Here is a 21912-nt window from a genome sequence, read left to right on the forward strand (position 1 = left end):
ATTCTGGTGCCGACGACATCTCTGCGAGCGCCTTCCGCGGATGAAAATCTTCGTCGATGAGCACCCTTACTGAAGGTTAGGGAGCCAAACTTCACTAAGCAGGTCCCTTACTGAAGGCTAGGGAGCCAAACTTCACTAAGCAGGTCCCTTACTGAAGGCTAGGGAGCCATCCTTCAGTAACGAGGATCGTCAGTGAAGGTTGCGGTCGTCCTCACCGCCGCTCGGCACGACCGGCAGCCTGCGTGACTGCCCGGGCCCTCCAAGGAGCGACCCCCCGACTCTCCGGACGCACGACTTCGGTAGCCTTCACGGGTGAACCTCGATCCGACAGCTCTCATCGTCTTGACCGTCACCTCTTGGCTCCTCGGCTTCATCCTGTTCGTGCTGCTTTGGATCTTCATCATCCGGACCGCAGTCCTGTCCGCGCTTCGGAAGCATCACGCCGAAACGCAGGCAGAGCGCCGGGCCGCTGCCGGACGCGGCCTGCCGCAGTAGAGGCCGGTCAACCAATGCCAGTTCCCCACGAGACGGAGCACCTGCGGTTCCGGCGGATGACCCCGGCGGACCTCGACGAGATGGCCGCGCTCCTCGGTGACCCTTCCGTCATGGAGTTCTACCCGGCGCCGAAGACCCGCGAGCAAGCCGCAGCGTGGATCGCCTGGAACGAGGACAACTACGCAAAGGACGGCCTCGGCCTCTGGATCATCGAGACCCACGACGGCGACTTCGTCGGCGACTGCGGTCTGACCTGGCAGCGAGTGAACGACGAGCTGAAGCTCGAGGTCGGCTACCACGTGAGCCCCGCTTGGCAGGGTCGAGGGGTCGCGACCGAAGCCGCCGCTGCCAGCCGCGACTTCGCGCAGGAGCACACGGACTCGTCAGAGCTCATCGCGATCGTCCACCCCGACAACCGGGCGTCGGCGCGCGTCGCGGAGAAAATCGGCATGCGGCGCGTGAACGACGACCTCGGTGCAGACGGGTCGGTGCGTCACGTCTGGGGCATGCGCCTTCGACCGACGGCCGACCCCAGCGACGATCCCGCTCGCTGACCAGCCGCGCGGCACCTACCCCCGCGCCGCGACGAACGCGGCCACACAGTCCTCGATGTCCTGCTCGCTGTGCGCGGCACTGATCTGCACCCGGATGCGGGCCTCGCCGCGCGGCACCACGGGGAAGCTGAACGGGATCACATAGATGCCCTGCTCCAGCATCCGGCCAGCCACCTGGACGGCCTGCTGCTCGTCGTCGAACATCACGGGGATGATCGGGTGCGACCCCTCCAACAGCCGGAAGCCGGCCTCGGTCATGCGCGCACGGAACAGGTCCGCCTTCCGGAAGAGCCCCTCGCGGAGTTCGTCACCTGCGGCCGCGAGCTCCACGGCCCGACGTGCTCCGGCGACGAGCGACGGCGCCAGGCTGTTCGAGAACAGATACGGCCGGCCCGACTGCCGCAGCACGTCGACGATCTCCTGCTTCGCACTCACATACCCACCCGACGCACCGCCGAGCGCCTTGCCGAGGGTGCCGGTGAGGATGTCGACGCGGTCCTGCACGCCGAACAGCTCCGGCGTCCCGCGACCACCCGGGCCGACGAAACCGACCGCGTGCGAGTCGTCGACGAGCACGAGCGCGCCGTACCGGTCGGCAAGGTCGCAGATCTCGTCCAGGGGCGCATAGAAGCCGTCCATCGAGAACACGCCATCGGTGACGATCACCGTTCGACGCGCGTCGGCGGCGTTCATGAGCTGCTGCTCGAGGTCGGCCATGTTGCGGTTGCGGTAGCGCAGGCGGCGAGCCTTGCTCAGGCGGATGCCGTCGATGATCGAGGCGTGGTTGAGGGCGTCGGAGATGATCGCGTCGTCCTCGCCGAACAACGCACCGAAGACGGCTCCGTTCGCGTCGAAGCAGGAGGAGAACAGGATCGTGTCCTCCGTGCCGAGGAAAGCGCTCAACTCCTGTTCGAGGTCGCGGTGGATCTGCTGCGTGCCGCAGATGAAGCGGACGCTCGCGAGCCCGTAGCCCCACTCGTCGAGGGCCAGCTTGGCGGCGTCGACGATCGACGGCTCGTTCGCGAGACCCAGGTAGTTGTTCGCGCAGAAGTTCCGCACTTCACGACCGTCGATGGTGACGTGACTGCCCTGACGCGAGGTGATCGCGAACTCGTGCTTCGTGAGGTCGTCCGCCTCGATGCGGTCGAGCTGGTCGCGCAACTGGGTCTTGATGGTGCCGTACATGTCGTCTCCTCGGGGTCGAGTGGGCGGTTGGTCGGTTCTCGGTTGGGTGGGCGACGGGCGTCGGCTCAGGCTGCGGCGACCGCGCCGACCGTCTCCGGTACGTGTTCGTCGATGACCCCGGTGATGACGGCGTCGCGGGTGTCGGTCCAGTCGATGAGCACTTTGCCCGCCGCTCCCCCGCGTGCGGTGTCGAAGGCGTCCTGCCAGGAGGCGAGCGGGAAGCGGGCGGTGACGAGCGATTCGAGGGCGTGCCGGAGCTCTGGGCTGTGGTCGACCATCGCGCTCGCGTGGTGCCAGGTGTCGAACATCTCGCGGCCGTAGATGCCCTTGATGGTGATCATGCGGGTGATGACCTTGGTCCAGTCGATCTCGATGTTCGTCGACGGCAGCCCCAGCAGCGCAACCTTGCCGCCGGTGTTGAGGTTGTCGATGAGTTCGCTCGCGGCGGCGGCCTGGCCGGACATCTCCAAGCCGACGTCGAAGCCCTCCAGCATGCCGAGCGCGGCCTGGGCGTCGGCGACCCGTTCCTTCGAGACGTCCACGACCCGGTCGGCACCGACGGCGAGCGCCTTCTCGAGTCGGTCGGCGACGACGTCGGTCGCGACGATGTTGCGCGCGCCGGCGACCCGGCAGACGGCGATGGCCATGAGACCGATGGGGCCGCAACCGGTGATGAGGACGTCCTCGCCGAGGATCGGGAAGCTGAGGGCGGTGTGGACGGCGTTGCCGAGGGGGTCGAAGAGGGCGCCGAGGTCGGGGGTGACCTGGTCGCCGTGGACCCAGACGTTGGTGGCGGGGAGGACGACGTACTCGGCGAAGGCGCCGTCGAGGTTGACGCCGAGTCCGCGGGTGTGGCGGCAGAGGTGGCGGCGGCCGGAGCGGCAGTTGCGGCAGGTCCCGCAGACGAGGTGTCCTTCCCCGGAAACCGCTGCACCGACCGGGATCCCCGCGACGCGACTGCCGACCTCGACGACCTCGCCAGAGAACTCATGGCCCGGGACGAGCGGGGCGTCGACCGCGCCGGCCGCCCACGGGTCCCACGATTCGATGTGGAGATCGGTGCCGCAGATACCGGTGCGGTGGACGCGGATGAGGACGTCGTCGGAGCCCATGGCCGGCATCGCGCGCTCGACGAGTTCGAAACCGGCGGTGTCGGGTCGTTTCCAGAGGGCGAGCAACGGCGTTCCTTCCTGCGGGAGCGGCGACGGCCGGTGGTACTGGCTGTCGCGGACGGGCGTCTTTGCGCTGTCCTGGTGACCACGCTAGTCAGATCGACCCGTCATGAATATTGAGGGTTTCCACGTGACCAGTTAGCTTGAGCTGATGAATCTCTCCCAAATGCGGATCATGCGTGAGCTCGCCCAGCGCGGCACGATCGCCGCCGTCGCGCGACACCTGCACGTGACCGCTCCCGCGATCTCGCAGCAACTGGCCGCGCTGCATCGCGAGCTGGGCGTGCCGCTCACGTATCGCGTCGGGCGTGAGATCCGCTTGACCGAGGCCGGCATGGCACTGGCCGAGATGGCCGGGACCGTGCACACGCTCATCGACCGCGCGGCTGAGACGGTTCGCGAATACGGCGACGACACCGGTGCGCGGGTGCGGGTGGCGGCGTTCCAGAGCGCGGGGCAGGCACTGCTACCGGGGCTGCTGGCCGAGGGGGACGCGGACTCCGCCCCGGCTTTGGTGTTCGGCGAGCATGATGTCGCGCAGCCGGAGTTCGCCGAGCTCGTCGACCAGTACGACCTCGTCATCGCGCACCGCATGGATCACGATGAGCCGTGGCCGTCGGAGCAGTTGTCGGTGACGACGTTGTTGAGCGAGCCGTTCGACGTGGCGATGTCCGTGGACCATCCGCTCGCGGGGAGGTCGTCGGTGTCGGCTGCGGAACTCGCTGACGAGTCGTGGATCGCGGCGCATGCGGGCTTCGCGCCGGACGTCGCGCTCGGGGTGGTCGAGGCGACGGCGGGTGTCCGGTTCCAGCGAGCGCACCGGGTGAACGACTACCACCTGGCGGCGTCGCTCATCGTGGGCGGCGGGTTGCTGGCGTTGTTCCCGCGGTACACGGCGCCGCGGGCCGACCCGCGGTTGGTGCTCGTCCCGTTGGAGGACGTGCGGATCGCGCGCAACATCGACGTGCTCGCGCGGCCGCATGCGCTCGTGCGGGTCGCGGTGGCGGGGACGTTGGAGCGGTTGCGGGATGCGGTGGACGCCTTGCAGCGCACGCGGCCGTCGGCGCCGGTTGCGACTGGTGCCGGATTGCACCACGTCGAGGTGTGGTTGGCGGACGTGGCTGCGGAGCGGGCGAGCTGGGCGTGGTTGCTCGATCGCGTCGGCTTCACGATGGCGAGCGACTGGTCCGGTGGCGAGTCCTGGGAGGCCGGCGACACCTACCTGACCCTCACGGCGTCGCCGAACCTGAGCGCCGACTCGCACGACCGTCGCCGGCCGGGCGTGAATCACCTCGCGTTCCGAGCAGGGTCGCGCGAGGCGGTCGACACGCTCATGGCTGCGGCCCCCGAGCACGGCTGGCAGCCGTTGTACCAGGAGCGATACCCGCACGCCGGTGGCGAACAGCACTTCGCGGGCTGGCTGGAGAACGAGGCCGGGTTCAAGGTCGAGGTGGTGGCGGATCCCGATCAGTAGTCGGGCGCGTGACCCATTCTGGGACTGATGACCCCCGGCCCTCCCCCGCCAGACTGAGCTCGGCCCATTTCTCGGGTCCGCCACCTGCCGTCGATCTCACGACGCCGCTGCGGGTCGCGCTGACCCGATGCAAGGACCGTTCCCCATGAGCTCGACCACTCCGCCCTCAGTAACGCCCGCTGGTTGGTACCCCGATTACTCGAACCCCACGCAACAGCGCTACTGGGACGGAGCTGCCTGGACCAGTCACACCGCTCCGGCGGCGGTTGCTCCTCCACAGCAGGTGGTGGCCGCGCAGCTCGCCGGTCAGCCGCTCCAGTTGCAGAAGTCCGCGCCGCCCGCGTTTGCCGCTGCACCGGTTCCGTCGCCGTACGCAGCCCAGCCCGGTACTTCGACCGGCATGAGCGGCAAGGCGAAGGGCTGGATCATCGCTGGCGCCGTCGTCGGTTCACTGCTGCTCGTCGGTGGCGTCTCGAATGCGATCAACGGTGGGCGGACCGAGCCGGTCGCTGTCGCCCAGACCGCCACTCAGGTGCCGTCGGCTACTCCGACCGAGACGCCCGTTCCCTCATCGACCGTCGAGCCCATCGCCGAGCCGGCCGTACCCGCCGTCGTCGATGTCGCCGCCTTCCAGGCTGGAGCCAGCAAGCACACCGCCGACATCGACAAGGACCTCGACGACATGGCGGTCACGCTCGCCGAGGGTGGCACCTGGCGTCTTCTGTCCAACTCCGTCGAGATCAGCTTCAACCTCGGTCAGCTGCAGTCGCTCGATGTACCGGTCTCCGTCGCGGCCGAGTGGGCTCCTGCTCTCGTCGGGCTCGAGACGAACCTCGACGCACTGACGACCGCAGTCGCGGGTGGCGATCCGGCAACGATCCAGGGCGCGATGGACGGCGTCCGCGCGTCGGCCGCTGTGCTGCGCGATATCGGCGCTCGGGCCGTGTGACCAGCACTCCGCCGGACGAATGAGGCGCGGCTCTCGTTGGTTCGACCACGGAGATGAGCGCCATCACGCAACTCACCAGGCTCTCGTCACATCAGCCGGCCGCACTCATCTGCAATCAATCAAATGGAGTCAACTATGCCGAGCACACCGACCCTGTTGTTTCTCCACGGAGTAGGGAAAGGTGATCTGGACGGTGCCTGGAAAGTCCCGCTCAATGAAACTCTGTTAGGGCTCGGGTACCCAGGTTTGGACGCAGTCCGGGTCGTGGCGCCGCAATACTCTCACGCGCTGAAGGACTGGGATGAAAAGGAGCCGCTGCCCGGGGTGAAGGTCAAGCAGCCACCTCGCGAAGCAGCGAAACAGAATCGCCGAGACTTCGAACGACGCGTCGGAGCTGTTGAGTTCCGCCTTGGTCGCCATGATCGCGGCCACGTGACGCCCAGCATCGAAGGTCTTGTCGACGCGGCCGTCGGGGTAAGTCTCGTCCTGCCGCTACTCGAGCAAGCGCGCAAGTACATCTCCGACCTCCAGATTCGCGCACACATCCTGAACCGGATACTCGCGCAGCTTCCCGAATCCGGACCCATCGTCATCGTGGGCCACAGCCTCGGATCCGTGATCGCGGCCGACCTCCTCCGTCGCCTGCCCCAAGGCGTTGAAGTGACAGGCACGGTGACGATCGGAAGCCCTCTGGCACACGGTGGTTTCGACGTCGACAAGCTGCGCACCTCGATGGCGGAACCTCCAACGAACCTAGCGTGGTGGGTCAACTTCTGGAACTTCGGCGATCCCGTGGCCGCTCATCGGGGAGTGTCGTCCGTCTTCCCCTGGTTGATCGACCTCCGGATCAACACGAAGCAGCTCGGCATCCCCGCCCACGCTGCAGTCGCCTATCTCGCCGACCTGGTCGTCGCCGAAAGCATCGGGTTCGCGTTGTTCGGATCCCGGTCGACCGATGTCGAGGTGTTCGAAAACAGCCTCGACGTACCGTTGGACTACCCTGAGCTGCTCGCCCTAGTCGCCCTGCGCTACGCGAACCTCATGACGTCGAAGCTGGATGGCGACAAGAAGAATCGGTACACGGGCGCGCTTCGGCAAGTACAGGCGACGACGATCGACCTGATAGCGCAGCGGAACGCGAGCGAGAAGCGGCAAATACCAACGCCCATAGCGAGGCTCGCATTCGACGTGTCCGACCCGGACGCGAGTGTTCCAGAGCCGCTCCCTAGCTTCCACCTCCCGAAGGACGAAGCCGTCGTGCTGTTGACAGTACTTGCTTCGGAGAACGTCATCCGGCCGTTCGAGATCGAACTGTCCAGGAATCTATGGCGATCCGCGATGCAGGATCTCGCTGCCGAAATGGGGCTCGGCAGTCAGTTCGGCACCGATGTGTTCGAGGCCGGGAAGCGCGCGCATGAGGCCCTGGGCGGCCCGCGCGCAGTGAACTGGGTCAAGTGGGGAGCGATCGGCGTCGGAGCAGCTGCGATCGTCGCAGCGACCGGCGGCTTGGCCCTTGCGGCCGCGCCCGGTCTCGCAGGTGCGGCCGTCATCACCAGTGCGCTCGCGAGCTTCGGACCGGGTGGCATGATTGGCGGACTGCTCACGGCCGGCACACTCGCCACCGCAGGCGGCGGGGGAATCGCCTTCGGACTGGCGAGTGCAGGAACGTCAGCCGAGACCTTCGAAGCGGTGATCGAACGCCGGCTGACCGCGGAGATACTCCGCGAACTGCAACATCTCGATTCGGACCCCACTGTCTGGAGGGTGCTGGTCGAAACGGAAATGGAGGTGCGCCGCGAACACGAGCGACTTGATGAATTTTCGGACGAGAATTCGGCAGGCCTCAAGGAATTGAAGCGGAAGATCGAAGCTGTCGAGCGTGCTCTGAGATACCTGCGGGATCAGGGGCTTGAGCCGGGGACCATGCCCAGCACGCCGGATCCGTTCCTCGGGCGGATCACGGCGTTTGTGCGGGACGGGCGTTAGGAAGCTTCAGCCACTGGGCAACATGCCTCGTCCCGGGCGGCGATCCGTTGGCTCAGTAGCCCGCTACTCAGAAGTCGCGCCTGAGTTCTCGCGCACGAGCTGCCGACGGATCGCGTCCGTGTCCATATAGCTCGCCATCTCCCTCCATGCATCCTCGTCTTGGATTGACCAATCGATTCCGTACTCATCGTGCAACATCACGATATTCCGGGCCATCTCGATCAGATTCCAGCTCATGATCCTTTCGGCATCACTGACTCTGCGGGAATCCGAGGCAAGTCGGGACGGCGCTGTGTCCAGGGTGGTCCACGTGAATTTGTACGCGTGGAATACATTTCGCGCTCGTTGAACCGCCCAGATCAACTTGAAGTAGGCGGCAATCGACTCGCTTCGGCTCGGCCCGTCTTCGGCTGGCGAGTAAAACAGCGACCCCAGCAGGTCGCGCGCTTCGGCAGTCTCGCCTGTCGTTATGGAGAGGTGCAGCTCAGCGAGAGCGAGTCGGCGTTCACGCCTACGAAGGTGAACCCAGACGAAGATGAGGACGATACTTGAGCCAAGCGTGATCAGTACGGAAGCCCAACCGGCAAGATCTCCAGGTTCCAGACCCCAGAACAGGGTTGTCTGCAGCATCAGTGTCCTTCTCTCAGAATTCTTAGCCCAGAGAACGACCGACCTTCACGGCTCGTCCTCGCCGCAATGTCGCGACAGCTCCGCCCGATCTCAATCGCAGAGGTCGTCATCTGCCCGAGCGAACGCGATCACACAGTTATCGTTTGCGTCTCTGGCAGCTCATAGACCCTCGTAGTAACGCCGTATGTACGCGGCCATCAGGTGGCGTCGTGCCTCGAGGAACGCCGGGTATGACTCCGCGGTCGTCGAGCGAAGAACCTCAGGGATAGCGTTCGCTGCGAGGTTCTCCTGGAGCATTGCCGCGTCGGTGATCTCTCCGAGCCGCAATTGGCCGTCCTCGATCTGCGCGTCGACCCGTGCCAGGTAAGTTGTAGGAGCCTGGTCCTTGATCGCGATGTTGATCGGGGTCTCGGCGAGCGCGTAGTTCGCGATCTGGTTGTAGTCCCCGCGATCGGGCACGCCGTGCGTCGCCAGGTAATTGCGAGGGACGAGGTGATGAATGTCGCCCGCGCCCTCGATCATGTTGCTGACGGAAATGTGCTTTGACAGAAACCCCTTCGCGCCCAGGTGTGCCTGCGCCGCCTGGAACGTCAGGAAGTATGGGCTGCGAGGGCTCGACGTTTCCATGCTCATTGGGAGCGCCACCTCCCAGAAAGAGTCAGAGAGCACGGACCGTTCGACGTTGTCCAGCACTGTTGCGATGCCGAGTTCATCAATTCTCTTTATGTCGGCGTCGAACGCGGTCTCTACAGAGTTCGTGTAGCGACCGGTGAGAATGGACATCACGAACCACTTGCGAACGTAGTTCTTCACCTGGCTCTCGTTCAGCGTCTTCTCGCTTCTCAGATGCAAGTACAGCGCGTAGGCGAAGTTAAGGGCGTTGGTCGACGAGATCAACCGGGGAGCGATGAAGCCAGCGGACCGGATGGTCATGGTGAACTGTTGAAAGCTGTACTGGTTGACGATTTCAATCAGCGCTCTCTCGAGCCGATCGAACGCCTCCACGGCGATGTCTTCGTCGAAGCTCCGCGTCTCGAAGTCACGGCCCGAGAGGACACTCACGAGAGCCGCAACCTGCCCTCGCTTGAACTCCTTGATTCCTGCGATCCGGATAAGGTCGGTGTACGTGGGGTCGAAGAGGTCCGAGGAGTCGTCCTTGAGCCATGCGATTTTTTCCATGTAACCAGAGCGGGCGAACGCGGGGTCGTTTTGCGATATGTCGGCGAAGACGTGCGGCGCTACAGCAAGGTGACAGAAGTAGTCGATCAGTTTCCGGAGGTTTGACCCAAGTTCCCCGTGACTCGCGATCTTGCTCATTGCAAAGTCGGCGCTACTCAAGGGCACGCCCTTGGAATTGATTCGGATGAAGATCTCCGTCACCGTCTCGATGTCCAGATCCTCATTCAAGGTGATGATGCCGACCTGTGCGTTCTTGATCGCGCTCAGACGGTTGAGAGCACGCTCGACCTGACCGTGGTCGACCGCCGGGTTCGCCTCCATGTACTGCTTGGTCGCCGAGTACGCTGACTCAGCGCCCACGTACTCGGAGACGTCAGAGATCCACTCCGGGTCCTTGCTGAGGAATGGGGTGAGGGTCGCGAAGGCCTCAGTCACTGGGTTGAACGCGATCTTGATGCGCTTCTTCTTGTACCGTTTGTCGACTACCTCCTGTCCGACCAGTGCCGCAGTCATCGCCGTGATGCGTTGCTGCCCGTCGATCAGGATCTGCTTGAAGCTCGACCTCGAACCGTCCTTCAGACCGACGTCTGTGCTCTGCCAGGTGATCAGGTATCCGACGGGGAAGCCCTGGTACAGGGAGTCGAGAAGGTCCCGAACCTTCGTCGAATCCCAGACGAACGGTCGTTGCATCTCTGGGATGGCGACCTGGCCGGTTTTGACCCACGTCAGGATCGTGTCGACGGGCTGCTGCTGGACGGTGTACTTCGCCATTGGTCGATCCTTCATATCTCGTGCGTAGAGGCCAGGTTCAATGGCGCCCTCGCGCCTTACTCGGTCGCCCGCATTGTTGGCGTATCCATACGTACCCTAGCGATGGCCTGGGCATCGGCGGAGTATTCGCTCTTCCCCGAGGCGATCCGCATCCAAGCAGCGTTTGACGATGATTGGCGGCACGCCGACTTCTTCGAATAGTCCTAGCTGCCGAATGGAGTCAGCCCGGGACCGACATCTCCATCCGGCACTCGCAGCGGTCCTGAACAGCCCGCTTACTTGGGGACGATCGTGTCGGGACCACTGCGGTCCAGCCGCCCGGAAGACAGCCCGAACTCGAGGGCCTCGTCGAGGCGGGCACCGACCGCGGAGGTGACTCGCTTGCCGCCGAAGATCGCGAGGGTCTCGCGACGGAGTTCGTCGGGCGAGAGGCCGGCGGATTGCTCCGCGGCGATCGCCATCGCGTTCGCGATCTCCACCAAGGAGATGTGCTCGACCGCACGAGGCGCATCAGCCGAGGACCGACGCGCTCCTCGCCAGGTGAGCGGATCGATCTCCGTCGGCCAGGCGAAGGGCTCGTCGGAGCGACCGAGGAACTCGGCCGGAACCTTGTCGAGGATCGACTTGGCCCGCGAACCGGCCACCCGGTCGAGACCGAACGCACCCGCGACCAGCTTCGCCAGACGCGTCAGATGGATCGGCCCCTCGGCCTCCACCGCCGCACGGATCGCGCCCTGCACCGCGACGACAGACGGCCGACCCGGCAGACGATCGAGCACCTCTATCGACCCCAGCGTGGGCGCACCCCAGGGCTGGTACTCCGAGAGCTCGGGGTGCCGCCCAGACGTGTCCGCCACCGGCACCACCTCCACGGGCTGCGCCGCACCGACCTTGCGCTCACGAAACTCCGAGAGCGTCTCCAGCGACGCCAGCCGTTCCGACCACTCCCGAACGCGCGCACTCCGCACGGGCGGGACGGCATCCGAACCCCCGGCGGACTCGCCAACGGCCGCGTCGATGTCTCCAGCAGCCACCTCGGCCTGCTCCGACTCACCAGCAGCCGACACGTCCACCGCACGCCCCGCAGCAGCCCGCTGCCCCGCAGCCTCCACGGCCGCGACCAACCGGTCCAGCACCTCCTCGCGGTGGTGCAGCCACTCCGGCAGCCACACGCGCTCGACGCCCGGCCACCGCATCAGGCCGCTCAGCACCTCGATCGGCAGTCCGTCGCGATCGGCGACCGTCCGTCGCTCACGCCACGACGCCCCGTCGAGCAGCACGGCGACCAGCGGTCGGTCCGGCTCCGCCTCGGTCGCGATGCTGATGTCGACCCGGAAGTCCGACAACCCGACATCCGTCCGGACCGCGTGCCCGGCGTAGCGCAGCTCGTCGGCGATCTCGTCACGGTGGCGGTCGATGATCGCCTGACGACGACCGTCTTCCCCGGCCGCGTCGCTGCCCCGCTGAGCCAGCTCCAGATACGCCTTCAGGTGCTTGATGCCGATCGACGACGTCTGCTCCGCCCGCAGCTCCGACGGGTCGAAGCTCGCGAACAGCACCACCTGTCTCCGAGCTCGCGTCACCGCGACGTTCAACCGCCGCTCGCCACCAGCTCGCGTGAGCGGCCCGAAGTTCAGCGGGATCACGCCCTTCTCGTTCGCACTGAACGCGATCGAGAACAGGATCGTGTCGCGCTCGTCACCCTGCACGTTCTCCAGGTTCTTGACGAAGAGGCCGTCCTGCTCGTCGAGCGCCGTCGCGATCCGCGGGTCGGTGCTGTCGCGCAGCAGATCCTCGATGAGCGTCCGCTGCTGCGCGTTGAAGGTGATGACCCCGAGCGACGGCGTCTCATCCGGCGAAGCGGCGAAGCGGCGCGTGATCTCTTCGACGATCGCCTGCGCCTCCACCGGGTTCGTCCGCAGCGACTTGCCTCGGCCGCCACGCTCGAACTGCCCGTCGAGCCGCACGAACGCCAGCCCGTGACCCTCGACCCCGCCGTCGCCCGCACCCGCGAACGGCGCCGGGAACGACGACAACTGGCTGTCGTAGTAGTGGTGGTTCGAGAACGCGATGAGCGACTCGTCCTGGCTGCGGTAGTGCCACGACAGCCACTTGCTCGGCACCCGCGCCTGCACGCACTCGGAGAGGATCGACTCCTCGTCCTGCAACACCTCGCTCGTGTAGTCGGCCTCATCGTCGATCGTCGCGCCGGCCTCCGCGAACGTCGTCGGCGGCATCTGCTTGCTGTCGCCTACGACGACGACCGAGCGCGAACGCCCCATCGCGCCGATCGCGTCGGCGACCCGGATCTGCGACGCCTCGTCGAAGACGACGATGTCGAACAGCTCCGCGGCGGCCGGGAAGAACCGCGCGACCGACTCCGGGCTCGCGAGCGTGCACGGCATGATCTGCGTGATGAGCTCGCCGAAGTTCTCGAGCAACGCGCGCACACTCATGCCGCCGCGCTGGCGATCGATCTGGCGACGGAGCCCGCCGACCTGACCGCTCTCCGACTGCGAGCTGAACGTCCGCAGCCCGAGCACGGACGCCGGGATCGCCCGCGGCAGCTCCTCACGCACGGCCTTCACGCTCGTGGTGAAGCGGGTGACGCTGCGGTTGTGGGCAGTCGCGTCGAAGGCGTCGAGCGTGGTGGTGCGCTCGCGCTCGTCGATCGACGCCTGCGCGAGGCCCTTCTCGAACGCGAGCGTCGCGTCCTCGGTCTCGATGCGACCGGCGAGGATCGCGGCGCGGACGTCGTCGAGCCCGTGGGTGCGGAGCGGTTCGATGACCCGGACGAGGTCGAGCCAGCGTTCGAGGACGACGGGCTCGGCGGCGTCGAGGCGGCGGGCGTCGCGTGTCGACCACCAGGCCTGCAGGAAGCCCTCACCACCCGACCACGCCGACAGGCGCTCGGCAATGACGGACGCTGCCCGCAGGAACTCGCTCCACGTGCCCGCGAGCGTCGTCAGCGCCTGGGCGGTCTCCTGCGACGGTTGGGTCGTGGCGTAGTGGTCGCGGACGGCGGTGATGAACTCGTCGTCGGGCGTGCCCGGCAGGCGGAAGCCCTCCGACAGCCAGCGGTACCAGCCGAGGAGTTCGCGGACGGGCTGGGTCGGCTCGACGAGCGGGTTCCAGCGGTCTCCGACGAGCGGCAGGGCTGTCGAGCGGAGCGCGCCGCGCAGCTGGACGAGGCTGTCCTGCGCGGCTTTCGCCTCGGTGAGTTGCGGGACGAGCTGCTTCACCTTGAACGAGGTCGCGTCGACGGCAAGCACGTCGCTCAGCTGGGCAAGCACCGCTCGCAGCCGTTTCTTCCGACCGAAGAAGCTCGACGCCGCAGCCTGCTCGGCGGCGTGGAGCGGTCCGGCGATGTCGCGATCGAGGATGGCTGGCATGAAGGTCGAGCGCCACTCGGCCTGGGCGTCGCGGAGCTGCTCGGCGGCAGCGAGGGCCTCGTCGAGGCGAGAGAAGTCCTCGGGCCTGGTTCCGGCCATGAGCGCGCCGATCGGCAGGCGTGGAGCGGCGACCGCGGTCGACCAGAGGCCGAGGAGGTCGGGTCGCGACGCGAGACGCAGGGCGTCCATCGGGAGGCCGGCGTCGAGCGTCGAGGCCAGGGCGGCGTTCATCGCACGGGCGGCCTGCTGCACGGTCGCGGCGTCGAGCCCGGGAGCCGAGGGGCCGTCGAGGAACGCCCACGGGTGGGTCGTGCTCGGGCGCGCGAGGTCGGAGCGCTCGGGCAGCTCGCGGAACACCTGCCGCAGCTCCTCGAAGGCCTGGGGCGTGCCGGCTGCGACGAGCTGCTCGGGGATCGCCATGGGGACGAGGTCGTGGTCCATCGCGAGCAGGCGACTCCGTGCGGAGTACAGGGAGAAGCCGGCGGCGTTGACCTCGTGGAGGCGGTCGGCATAGCGGGTGAGGGTGCGGAGACCCGACTCGGACAGCTCCCGGTTGGTGCTCAGCGCGTCGATGTCGGCCTTCGTGCGGAGGTCGAGGCCGGTCTTGATCTGCGCGCGGACGACGTTGGGCCTGGCGCCCTTGTCGTGGAGGTCGAGGGAGAACGCGCCGAGTCCGACGTCTTCGAGTCGCTGCTTCACGACGTTGAGCGCCGCACGCTTCTCGGCGACGAAGAGGACCTTCTTGCCCTCGGCGAGCGAGCGGGCGAGGAGGTTGGTGATGGTCTGCGACTTGCCGGTTCCGGGAGGGCCTTCGAGCACGAAGGTGCGGCCGGCGACCGCTTCGGCGACGGCGTCGAGCTGGGAGGAGTCGGCGGCGACCGGGCAGTCGAGGCCGAGGCGGTCGAGGTCGGTGTCGGTCTGCGCGGGCGTGGGGTCGGCGTAGGCCTCGAGCGGCGAGTTGATGAGGTGGTCGACGAGGCTGTTGGAGGCGAGCGTCTCCCAGTTCTCGTCGAGGTCCTTCCACAGCCGGTACTTCGCGAACTGGAGGATCGACAGCGACGCCGTCTCCTCCACGCGGAACGGGAGGCCGGCGTCGACGATCGCCTGGCGCACGGCGGTGAACGCGGCCGGCAGGTCGATGCCGGAGCCGTCCTCGACGGGGTTGGCGAGTCCGGGGATCTCGAGGCCGAAGCTCAGCCGCAGCTTCTCGAGCAGGCAGTAGTTCGGGGTGGACGAGCCCGACTCGTCGAGGGTGAGACGGTAGGAGGAGCCGCGGCTCGTCGTCGTCAGCGTGACCGGCACGAGGACGAGCGGTGAGCGGAGATCGCGGTCGCCGAAACGCCAGCTCAGCATGCCGAACGCGAGGTAGAGGTTGTTGGCGCCGGTCTCCTCGACGATCGTCTTGGCCTTGTAGGCGAGGGCGCGGAGCTTCGTCGGGTAGGCGGCCTGGGTGACGTCGATGAAGGCGCTCTTCTTGTCGTCGAGGAAGGTGATGCGGTCGCTCTCGTCGAGGTCGCGGCCGAAGCGGATGCCGCGCTGCTGGTCGATCGTGGCGACGCTGTCGGAGGCGACGAGGGTGAGCGGGGTGCCGTGGTTGATGCTGTCCTCGAGGCGGCCGAGCGCCGGGCCGGGGACGGCGAGTTCGAAGCCGGAGCGGTCGGTGTAGTTGATGAGCTTGTTGCGGAGGCTGAGGTCGAGGAGGGCGTTCTTCCAGGTGGAGACGCGCTTGGGGACGTCGGGCCCGTGGCCGGCGGCGGTCGACTCGGTGGCGGCCGGGGCGTCCTGCGTGAGGGCGCGGGCTTCGGGTGCCTGGTAGAGGGTGACGACGGGTTCGCCCTCGGCGTTGATGCGGCGGCTGGGCAGCGGGTAGATCTTGCGGAGGCGGGCCTGGACGACGTCGGTGATGCCGATGAAGTCGTCGAGCGGGCCGGCGAGGTGTTCGGTGTGGGGCCGGCGGGAGGCGTCGGCGAAGGTGGCGGAGGTGCCGGTGAGCATGGTGGTCTCGACGACGCCGATGCGGCCGAGTTCGAGGGAGTTGACCGCTTCGGAGACGTCGGTGCTGGCGACGACGTCGAGGGTGGTCTGGACGCGCCAGTAGCCGAGGAAGATGTGGTCCTTGAGCAGCCAGAGGAGGGGGTGGATGCCGATGGCTTCGAGGACGGACGCGAGCAGGATGGTGGTGTCGAGGCAGGTGCCGAGGTGGCTGGTGAGGACTTCCTCGGGGGTGCGGACCTTCTGGCCGCTCTGGCCCCAGCTGGCGGGCGGTTCGGCGTAGCGGATGTCGCGGGCGCGGGCGGCGTCCCAAACGGCGGCGACGATGGCGTCGATGCGGGCAGGGTCGTCGAGTTGGTAGGTGGCGAGGGAGCTGTTGCCGGTCTGCTTGTCGAGAAGGTCGGAGACCTCGAGCATGAGCTCGCTGACGACGAGGGCGTTGGGTTGCACGTGGGCGGCGAGGAGTTCGAGGCCGAGCTGCACGGGTGCGGCGATCCACTGGTTGGACGCGAGCACGGTGACGGGGCTCTCGACCGTGCCGAGCTGGGTGCCTGCGGCGTCGCGCACGGTGACGCGGATGACGCCCGGGCGCTGTTCTTCGACGAGGAGCATGCGGCGTGGGTCGAGGAGGACCTCGGGGCTGCGGAGGAGGGTGGTGCGGTCTTCGCCGAGGTCGGCGAGGAGCACCTTGGTGTCGGCGAGGGGGCCGTCGGCGGTGACGACGTCGATCTCGACGGACGCCGCCCGGCGTTCCCCGCCGTGGTTCTCGAGGACGATCTCGTCGATCACCGCGATGCTGCAGTGCGCCATCGCGTAGCTGAGCGTCGGCGTCGCGCTGACGCGGATGGAGACGGAGGCGGGAGCTGCGGCGGATGCGGTGCCTTCGGCGCTCTGCCCATCTTCCGCTTCGCTTTCGCTGGCTTCTCCTGTCAACGCGACCCCCTCGGTCCCTGAGCCTGTCGAAGGGCCCATCTCGCCGACGCTTCCCGCTTCGGCCGACGCAACTCCATCGGTCCCTGAGCTTGTCGAAGGGCCAACCAAAACCCGCCCTTTCAACTCCCCCACAACCGCAGCCTGCTCCGCAGCTCCAATGCTCTCCAGCAACAACTGCATCGAATCCAACGCCCGATACGCCGACTGCTCTGTGAACCCGGTGTTGTGGGCCCAGGCGTTTCGAACCTCCCGAAGTTCACTGGCATACCCGCGAGCGCTCCGCGACAGCATGCGGTCGAACGGGTACCCCAGCTCCCCGATCCGCTCGGTCATCGCCCGGAGCATGAGTGACACGTCGGTCGCCGAGTACCGCCCGTGGCCGCTCCCGGCCGCGCGGTCCTTCTCCTCGATGATCCGAGTCCACTCGACACCGGGCACCGCCTCGGCGAACGCACCTTCGACGACGGGGCGAAGCCCCAACCCAAGCTGCTCCAGCCCCTGGCCGACGGCGGAGTTGAGTTCAGAAGCGTCCACGTGCGGGCCTTTCATCTGGTCGCGCGCGTTGCGATATCACGTTCGCCTGCGAGACGGAGTCGGCGGCCATTTCGGCATCCAACTTCCAACCGGCCTGCGTCCCAAAAAAATCTGGCCTCCACAGGCGCCTAGGTTCAGGTCGACTACACCGACCCTAACGAAGGGATGCGACATCTAGCTGTCGCCGTCTGCTCACGTGCTGATCCTCGGCGAGCACGACTTCGACATGGCGTTGTCAGCGGACCACCCGCTCGCGGCAGGGTCGTCGGTGTCGGCGGCCGAGCTCGCGGACGAGTCGTGGATCGCAGCGCACGCGGGCTTCGCGCCGGATGTCGCGCTCGGGTGGCCGAGGAGACCACCGGGGGGGGGGGGCGCGGTTCCATCGCGCGCATTGGGTGAAGGACTACCGCCTGGTGGCATCGCTGATCGTGGCCGGGAGCCGCTTCCTGGCTCCCCGCTCACAGATACTCCCACCCGGTAGTGTCTGAGACATCCGGAAAGTTAAGATTCAACTTGCATCGAGGAGTCCGCATGGCTGAAACCTGGTTCTCGACTGTTAGCAATGCACATGCCTTCGGCACAACTAAGGACACAAACCACACATCGATAGCCGATAGGGCAATGTTCAATCGCGAAGCCCGTCAACCCTGGAGTCTTCCGACAAGCGGCTTGGATGGACGAGTCCGTAACGTAGGCACGTTTGGCGAGGGAGCTTAGTCGTGCGGATCATCGATAACCTCAATGACTTACTCGGCGATGACCTTCGGGCATCGATCAAGCCCGGATCGAAGCTGCGCATCGCGGCGAGCACGTTCTCGATTTTCGCGTTCGAGGCGCTCAAGGAAGAACTACAGTCGGTCGGCGCGCTCGAGTTCATCTTCACGGCGCCGTCGTTCACGACCGCGAAGGCAACCAACAAGCCGGTACCCGAGAAGCGGCAGTTCTTCATACCGAGTGACACGAACCGTGACGCAACCCTCTACGGTTCGGACTTCGAGATCAGGCTTCGCAACAAGCTGACCCAGCGGGCAATCGCGCGGGAGTGTGCGGAGTGGGTGAGGCAGAAGGTGACGTTCCGCTCGAATCACACGGGCGCCCCAATGCAGTCTTTCGCTGTGGTCGATGACGCCGCGGCATACGCGCCGCTTCAAGGGTTTACGACTGCGGACCTCGGCTATGAGCGCAGTCCTGCTGTGTCGAACATGGTGCAGAAGATCGACGACGCCCCGTATACGCAGCAGTACATCCAACTCTTCGACCAGATCTGGCACAACCCCGCTCAGGTAGACGATGTAACCGAGACGGTGCGCGAGCATATTGCAAGCGTTTACGCGGAAAACTCGCCACAGCGGGTGTATTTCCTCATCTTGTACAACCTATTCAGCGAGTTCCTCGACGACATCAGCGAAGACGTCCTGCCGAACGACCTGACTGGCTACCAAGACACCGAGGTGTGGAAGGCACTGTACAACTTCCAGAAGGATGCGGCCACCGGCATCATTAACAAGCTCGAGACCTATAACGGTTGCATTCTTGCCGACAGCGTGGGCCTCGGCAAGACCTTCACTGCGCTGGCGGTAATCAAATACTACGAGTTGCGAAATAAAAAGGTGCTGGTGCTGGCACCGAAGAAGCTCGCCGACAACTGGACAAACTATAACTCCAACTACACGACAAATATCTTCGCCAAAGACCGCTTCAACTACGACGTCCTCGCGCACACCGACCTCTCCCGCGACGGCGGGGAGTCACTCGGCAAGCGTCTCGACCTCATCAACTGGGGCAACTACGACCTCGTCGTGATCGACGAGTCGCACAACTTCCGCAACGCCGACTACGTCGCCGAACGCGAGACGCGCTACCAGCGACTTATGCGCATGGTTATCCGCGAAGGTGTGAAGACGAAGGTCCTTATGCTGTCGGCCACCCCCGTCAATAACCGGTTCAACGATCTGCGCAACCAGCTCGCGCTTGCCTACGAAGGCGATTCGGAACAGCTGTCCGCGAAGCTGAACCTCTCGACGACCGTCGAGGAGGTGTTCCGGCAGGCACAGCGAGTGTTCAACGATTGGTCCGACCTCGATCCGGAGGAACGCACGGCGGATGCAATCCTCGCCCGGCTCGACTTCGACTTCTTCGAGCTGCTCGACGCCGTAACGATCGCGCGCTCCCGCAAGCACATCCAAGCGTTCTACGACACCGCCGACATCGGCGCGTTCCCGGAAAGACTCAAGCCGCGTTCGATCCGGCCGCCGCTGACCGACCTCAACGACGCTCCGACGTTCAACGAGATCTTCGAGCAGATCCAGCTGCTCACCCTCGCCGTGTATACGCCGATCTCCTACGTGTTCCCGAGCCGGCGAGAGAAGTACGAGCAGCTCTACGGTGCGGGCGCAGGAACGAACTACATGGGCGGGCAGACTGCCAATCTTGGTGCAGCCAGTCGCGAACAAGGCATCCGCAAGCTCATGACGGTAAACCTCCTGAAACGGTTGGAGAGCAGCGTCGAAGCGTTCCGGCTCACGCTCAGCCGTCTCGAGCACACCGTTGGCGAGGCGATCGAAGCCATCGATAACCACGCGGCGAACATCGCCGACATCTTGTCCTCATTCACCAACATCGATGCTGACGATGACGACTTCGACTTTCCGACCAGCGGCTCCGTCGGTAAGAAGGCGCAGATCAGCCTCGCCGACATAGATATCGATTCGTGGAACCGTGACCTGGTCAACGACGGCAAGGTCATCCAGCAGCTCCTCCACTGGATCAGCGGCATCACCCCCGACCACGACTCAAAACTCCTTGCGCTTCGAGACCTGATTAGCGACAAGTTCGCCGAACCGCTGAACGCCGGCAACCGGAAGGTGCTGATCTTCTCGGCCTTCGCTGACACCGCTGAGTACCTGTACAAGAACCTCGCGCCGACATTGAAGCAGTTCGGTCACGACACCGCGCTCGTCACAGGCCAGGGCAACCCGTCAACGACGTTGGGTAAGGGCTACGGCTTCCAGCAGGTCCTAACCATGTTCTCGCCACGGTCGAAGCAGCGAAGTGTAGTGATGCCGGAGGAGACAGGCGAGATCGATGTGCTGGTCGGAACCGATTGCATCAGCGAGGGCCAGAACCTCCAGGACTGCGACTTCCTCGTGAATTACGACATCCACTGGAACCCGGTGCGGATCATTCAGCGTTTCGGACGCATCGATCGAATAGGGTCGACCAACGCCCGCATCCAGCTCGTCAACTTCTGGCCCGATATCTCCCTTGATGAGTACATCAATCTGAAGGATCGTGTCGAGAACCGCATGGTCGCCGCCAACCTTGGCGGCACTGGCGATGACAATATTCTTGATCCGGACTCCGGCGACGCCGCCTTCCGCAAGGAGCAGCTCCGGAAGCTCCAGGACGAGGTGATCGAACTCGAAGACGTCCGCACCGGCGTATCAATCACCGACTTGGGCCTCAACGAGTTCCGGATGGATCTCCTTGGGTACGTCAAGGAGTACGGCGACCTCGTTGCCACACCCAAAGGCCTACATGCCGTCATACCCGCGCAGGCGGCGCTGGGGCTCAAGCCCGGTGCCCTCTTTGCGATGCGGAACATCAAGGCCGACGAACACCTCAACCGCGGGAACCGCCTGCACCCGTTCTACCTCGTCTACCTAGACGATGAGGGACAAGTGATCGCCGACCACACGGAGGTCAAGCGTTTGCTCGATCTCATTCGCGCCGGATGCCGCAACCGCGACGAGCCAGCGTGGGAGGTGTGTCGCGTCTTCAACGGTGCCACCCGCGACGGCGCCGACATGGGCAGGTACTCGCATCTGCTCACCGAAGCGATCCGCTCGATGATCGACGTCACCGAAGAGCGTGACCTCGACAGCCTCTTCAGCCCTGGCCACACCACCGCGCTCATGCAGGCCATCGACGGGCTCGATGACTTCGAGCTGATCGCATTCCTCGCCATCGTTAGGGAACCAGCGGATGCCTGAGCCCACGCTGTACCGGTGGCCAGCGAGTGCTGAAGTTGGCAAATCCGTACCGAAGACAAAGTTCTACGAACGTGGCGATGTCCCTGGGGCCCTGCGTGAGAAGTTCGTCGACGACGTCCATCGCATCACGTGGGCGTACAAGCTCGCCGATATCACCATCCACCTCGCGGGTAGCGGGGCGGTTCCCGAGATCCAGGTCTTCACCATCGAGACTAAGGGCAAGGATGTCGCAGACGACGTACTCGCCGCGATCGACAGGTCCATCCACTACCCAGTGATCTTTGAAATTGCCGGCCAAGAACGGGTACGCATGACTGCGGCGCAGAAGAGTCTCGGAGGCACGATGCCTCGGATCGGAACCTACCTCACGACCGGCTGGGCTCCCGTCGACTCGCCCCGCGACCCGCTGCCCACCGCGATCGACCTCGTCGGCCTCTACGAGGCGATCATCACCAAGCTGCTGCCCCTGCAGACCAGAGACGGTGAATCGGTGTCCGCCGCCACCGGCAGAATGAACGAGGCACACAAGCTCCGGCGCGAGATCACCGCTCTAGAGAAGAGGCTGCGCGCCGAGCCTCAACTGAACCGCAAAATCGACCTACGCAGGCAGCTCAAGGACCGTGAGGCGAGACTCGCGGAACTGACCGCCCATGCACCGAACACCAGAGGATGAC

Annotated in this window: 12 protein-coding genes and 2 pseudogenes; 8 read left to right on the forward strand and 6 right to left on the reverse strand. The window is 65.6% G+C overall.

The window, feature by feature from the left end:
• Positions 1-312 precede the first annotated feature (312 nt).
• Together ITJ57_RS17055 and ITJ57_RS17060 are read left to right on the forward strand one after the other, a co-directional pair.
• The gene (locus tag ITJ57_RS17055) at positions 313-495 is read left to right on the forward strand and encodes a hypothetical protein (protein ID WP_194671191.1); all 183 of its coding nucleotides are present in this window, start codon (positions 313-315) and stop codon (positions 493-495) included.
• A 14-nt stretch (positions 496-509) separates the two neighbouring features.
• Positions 510-1049, forward strand: coding sequence for a GNAT family N-acetyltransferase (locus ITJ57_RS17060; protein ID WP_194671192.1), 540 nt, complete (start codon positions 510-512; stop codon positions 1047-1049).
• A gap of 15 nt (positions 1050-1064) precedes the next feature.
• Here ITJ57_RS17060 and ITJ57_RS17065 read toward each other — a convergent pair whose 3' ends face one another.
• The gene (locus ITJ57_RS17065) at positions 1065-2234 is read right to left on the reverse strand and encodes a glycine C-acetyltransferase (RefSeq protein WP_194671193.1); all 1170 of its coding nucleotides are present in this window, start codon (positions 2232-2234) and stop codon (positions 1065-1067) included.
• Between the two features lie 65 nt (positions 2235-2299).
• Positions 2300-3412: an L-threonine 3-dehydrogenase gene (gene tdh, locus ITJ57_RS17070; RefSeq protein ID WP_194671194.1), complete on the reverse strand. Its 1113-nt coding sequence runs from the start codon at positions 3410-3412 to the stop codon at positions 2300-2302.
• 160 nt (positions 3413-3572) lie between these two features.
• Here tdh and ITJ57_RS19525 point away from each other — a divergent pair.
• The 4 genes and pseudogenes from ITJ57_RS19525 to ITJ57_RS17085 form a co-directional block, all read left to right on the forward strand.
• Positions 3573-4427 (forward strand): annotated as a pseudogene (locus ITJ57_RS19525) (LysR family transcriptional regulator); the annotation flags it as partial.
• A 21-nt stretch (positions 4428-4448) separates the two neighbouring features.
• Positions 4449-4880 carry a VOC family protein gene (locus ITJ57_RS19530; protein ID WP_228507549.1) on the forward strand — a complete coding sequence of 144 codons (432 nt, stop codon included), beginning with the start codon at positions 4449-4451 and terminating at the stop codon, positions 4878-4880.
• Positions 4881-5025: 145 nt separating this feature from the next.
• Positions 5026-5829, forward strand: a complete 804-nt coding sequence (locus ITJ57_RS17080; protein ID WP_194671196.1) for a DUF2510 domain-containing protein — start codon at positions 5026-5028, stop codon at positions 5827-5829.
• A 135-nt stretch (positions 5830-5964) separates the two neighbouring features.
• Positions 5965-7815: a hypothetical protein gene (locus tag ITJ57_RS17085; RefSeq protein ID WP_194671197.1), complete on the forward strand. Its 1851-nt coding sequence runs from the start codon at positions 5965-5967 to the stop codon at positions 7813-7815.
• A 63-nt stretch (positions 7816-7878) separates the two neighbouring features.
• On the opposite strand, the gene ITJ57_RS17090 is transcribed toward ITJ57_RS17085, so the two are convergent.
• The 4 genes and pseudogenes from ITJ57_RS17090 to ITJ57_RS19890 form a co-directional block, all read right to left on the reverse strand.
• Positions 7879-8445 (reverse strand): hypothetical protein, encoded by a 567-nt coding sequence (locus ITJ57_RS17090; RefSeq protein ID WP_194671198.1) that lies wholly within the window; start codon positions 8443-8445, stop codon positions 7879-7881.
• Between the two features lie 159 nt (positions 8446-8604).
• A complete protein-coding gene (locus tag ITJ57_RS17095) occupies positions 8605-10395 on the reverse strand; it encodes a DUF262 domain-containing protein (protein WP_194671199.1) in 1791 nt (596 codons plus the stop codon).
• Between the two features lie 275 nt (positions 10396-10670).
• Positions 10671-16712, reverse strand: a complete 6042-nt coding sequence (locus ITJ57_RS17100; protein ID WP_228507319.1) for a DUF3320 domain-containing protein — start codon at positions 16710-16712, stop codon at positions 10671-10673.
• A 165-nt stretch (positions 16713-16877) separates the two neighbouring features.
• Positions 16878-17261, reverse strand: a pseudogene (locus ITJ57_RS19890) (Swt1 family HEPN domain-containing protein); the annotation flags it as partial.
• Between the two features lie 704 nt (positions 17262-17965).
• Between ITJ57_RS19890 and ITJ57_RS17105 the strand changes: the two are divergent.
• Both ITJ57_RS17105 and ITJ57_RS17110 read left to right on the forward strand, forming a co-directional pair.
• Positions 17966-21238: a helicase-related protein gene (locus tag ITJ57_RS17105; RefSeq protein ID WP_194671201.1), complete on the forward strand. Its 3273-nt coding sequence runs from the start codon at positions 17966-17968 to the stop codon at positions 21236-21238.
• Complete coding sequence (locus ITJ57_RS17110; protein WP_194671202.1) at positions 21231-21911, forward strand: DUF4391 domain-containing protein; 681 nt, start codon at positions 21231-21233, stop codon at positions 21909-21911. The genes ITJ57_RS17105 and ITJ57_RS17110 overlap by 8 nt, the downstream gene beginning before the upstream one ends.
• The last annotated feature ends 1 nt before the right edge of the window (position 21912 follow it).

It is taken from the genome of Plantibacter sp. VKM Ac-2880 (genome assembly GCF_015351235.1).
Taxonomy (GTDB): domain Bacteria; phylum Actinomycetota; class Actinomycetes; order Actinomycetales; family Microbacteriaceae; genus Plantibacter.

Coding starts and splice junctions, on each gene's coding strand:
- ITJ57_RS17085 (WP_194671197.1), top strand. CDS start 5,965: ATGCCGAGCACACCGACCCTGTTGTTTCTCCACGGAGTAGGGAAAGGT.
- ITJ57_RS17095 (WP_194671199.1), bottom strand. CDS start 10,395: ATGGCGAAGTACACCGTCCAGCAGCAGCCCGTCGACACGATCCTGACG.
- ITJ57_RS17090 (WP_194671198.1), bottom strand. CDS start 8,445: ATGCTGCAGACAACCCTGTTCTGGGGTCTGGAACCTGGAGATCTTGCC.
- ITJ57_RS17065 (WP_194671193.1), bottom strand. CDS start 2,234: ATGTACGGCACCATCAAGACCCAGTTGCGCGACCAGCTCGACCGCATC.
- ITJ57_RS17110 (WP_194671202.1), top strand. CDS start 21,231: ATGCCTGAGCCCACGCTGTACCGGTGGCCAGCGAGTGCTGAAGTTGGC.
- ITJ57_RS17060 (WP_194671192.1), top strand. CDS start 510: ATGCCAGTTCCCCACGAGACGGAGCACCTGCGGTTCCGGCGGATGACC.
- ITJ57_RS17080 (WP_194671196.1), top strand. CDS start 5,026: ATGAGCTCGACCACTCCGCCCTCAGTAACGCCCGCTGGTTGGTACCCC.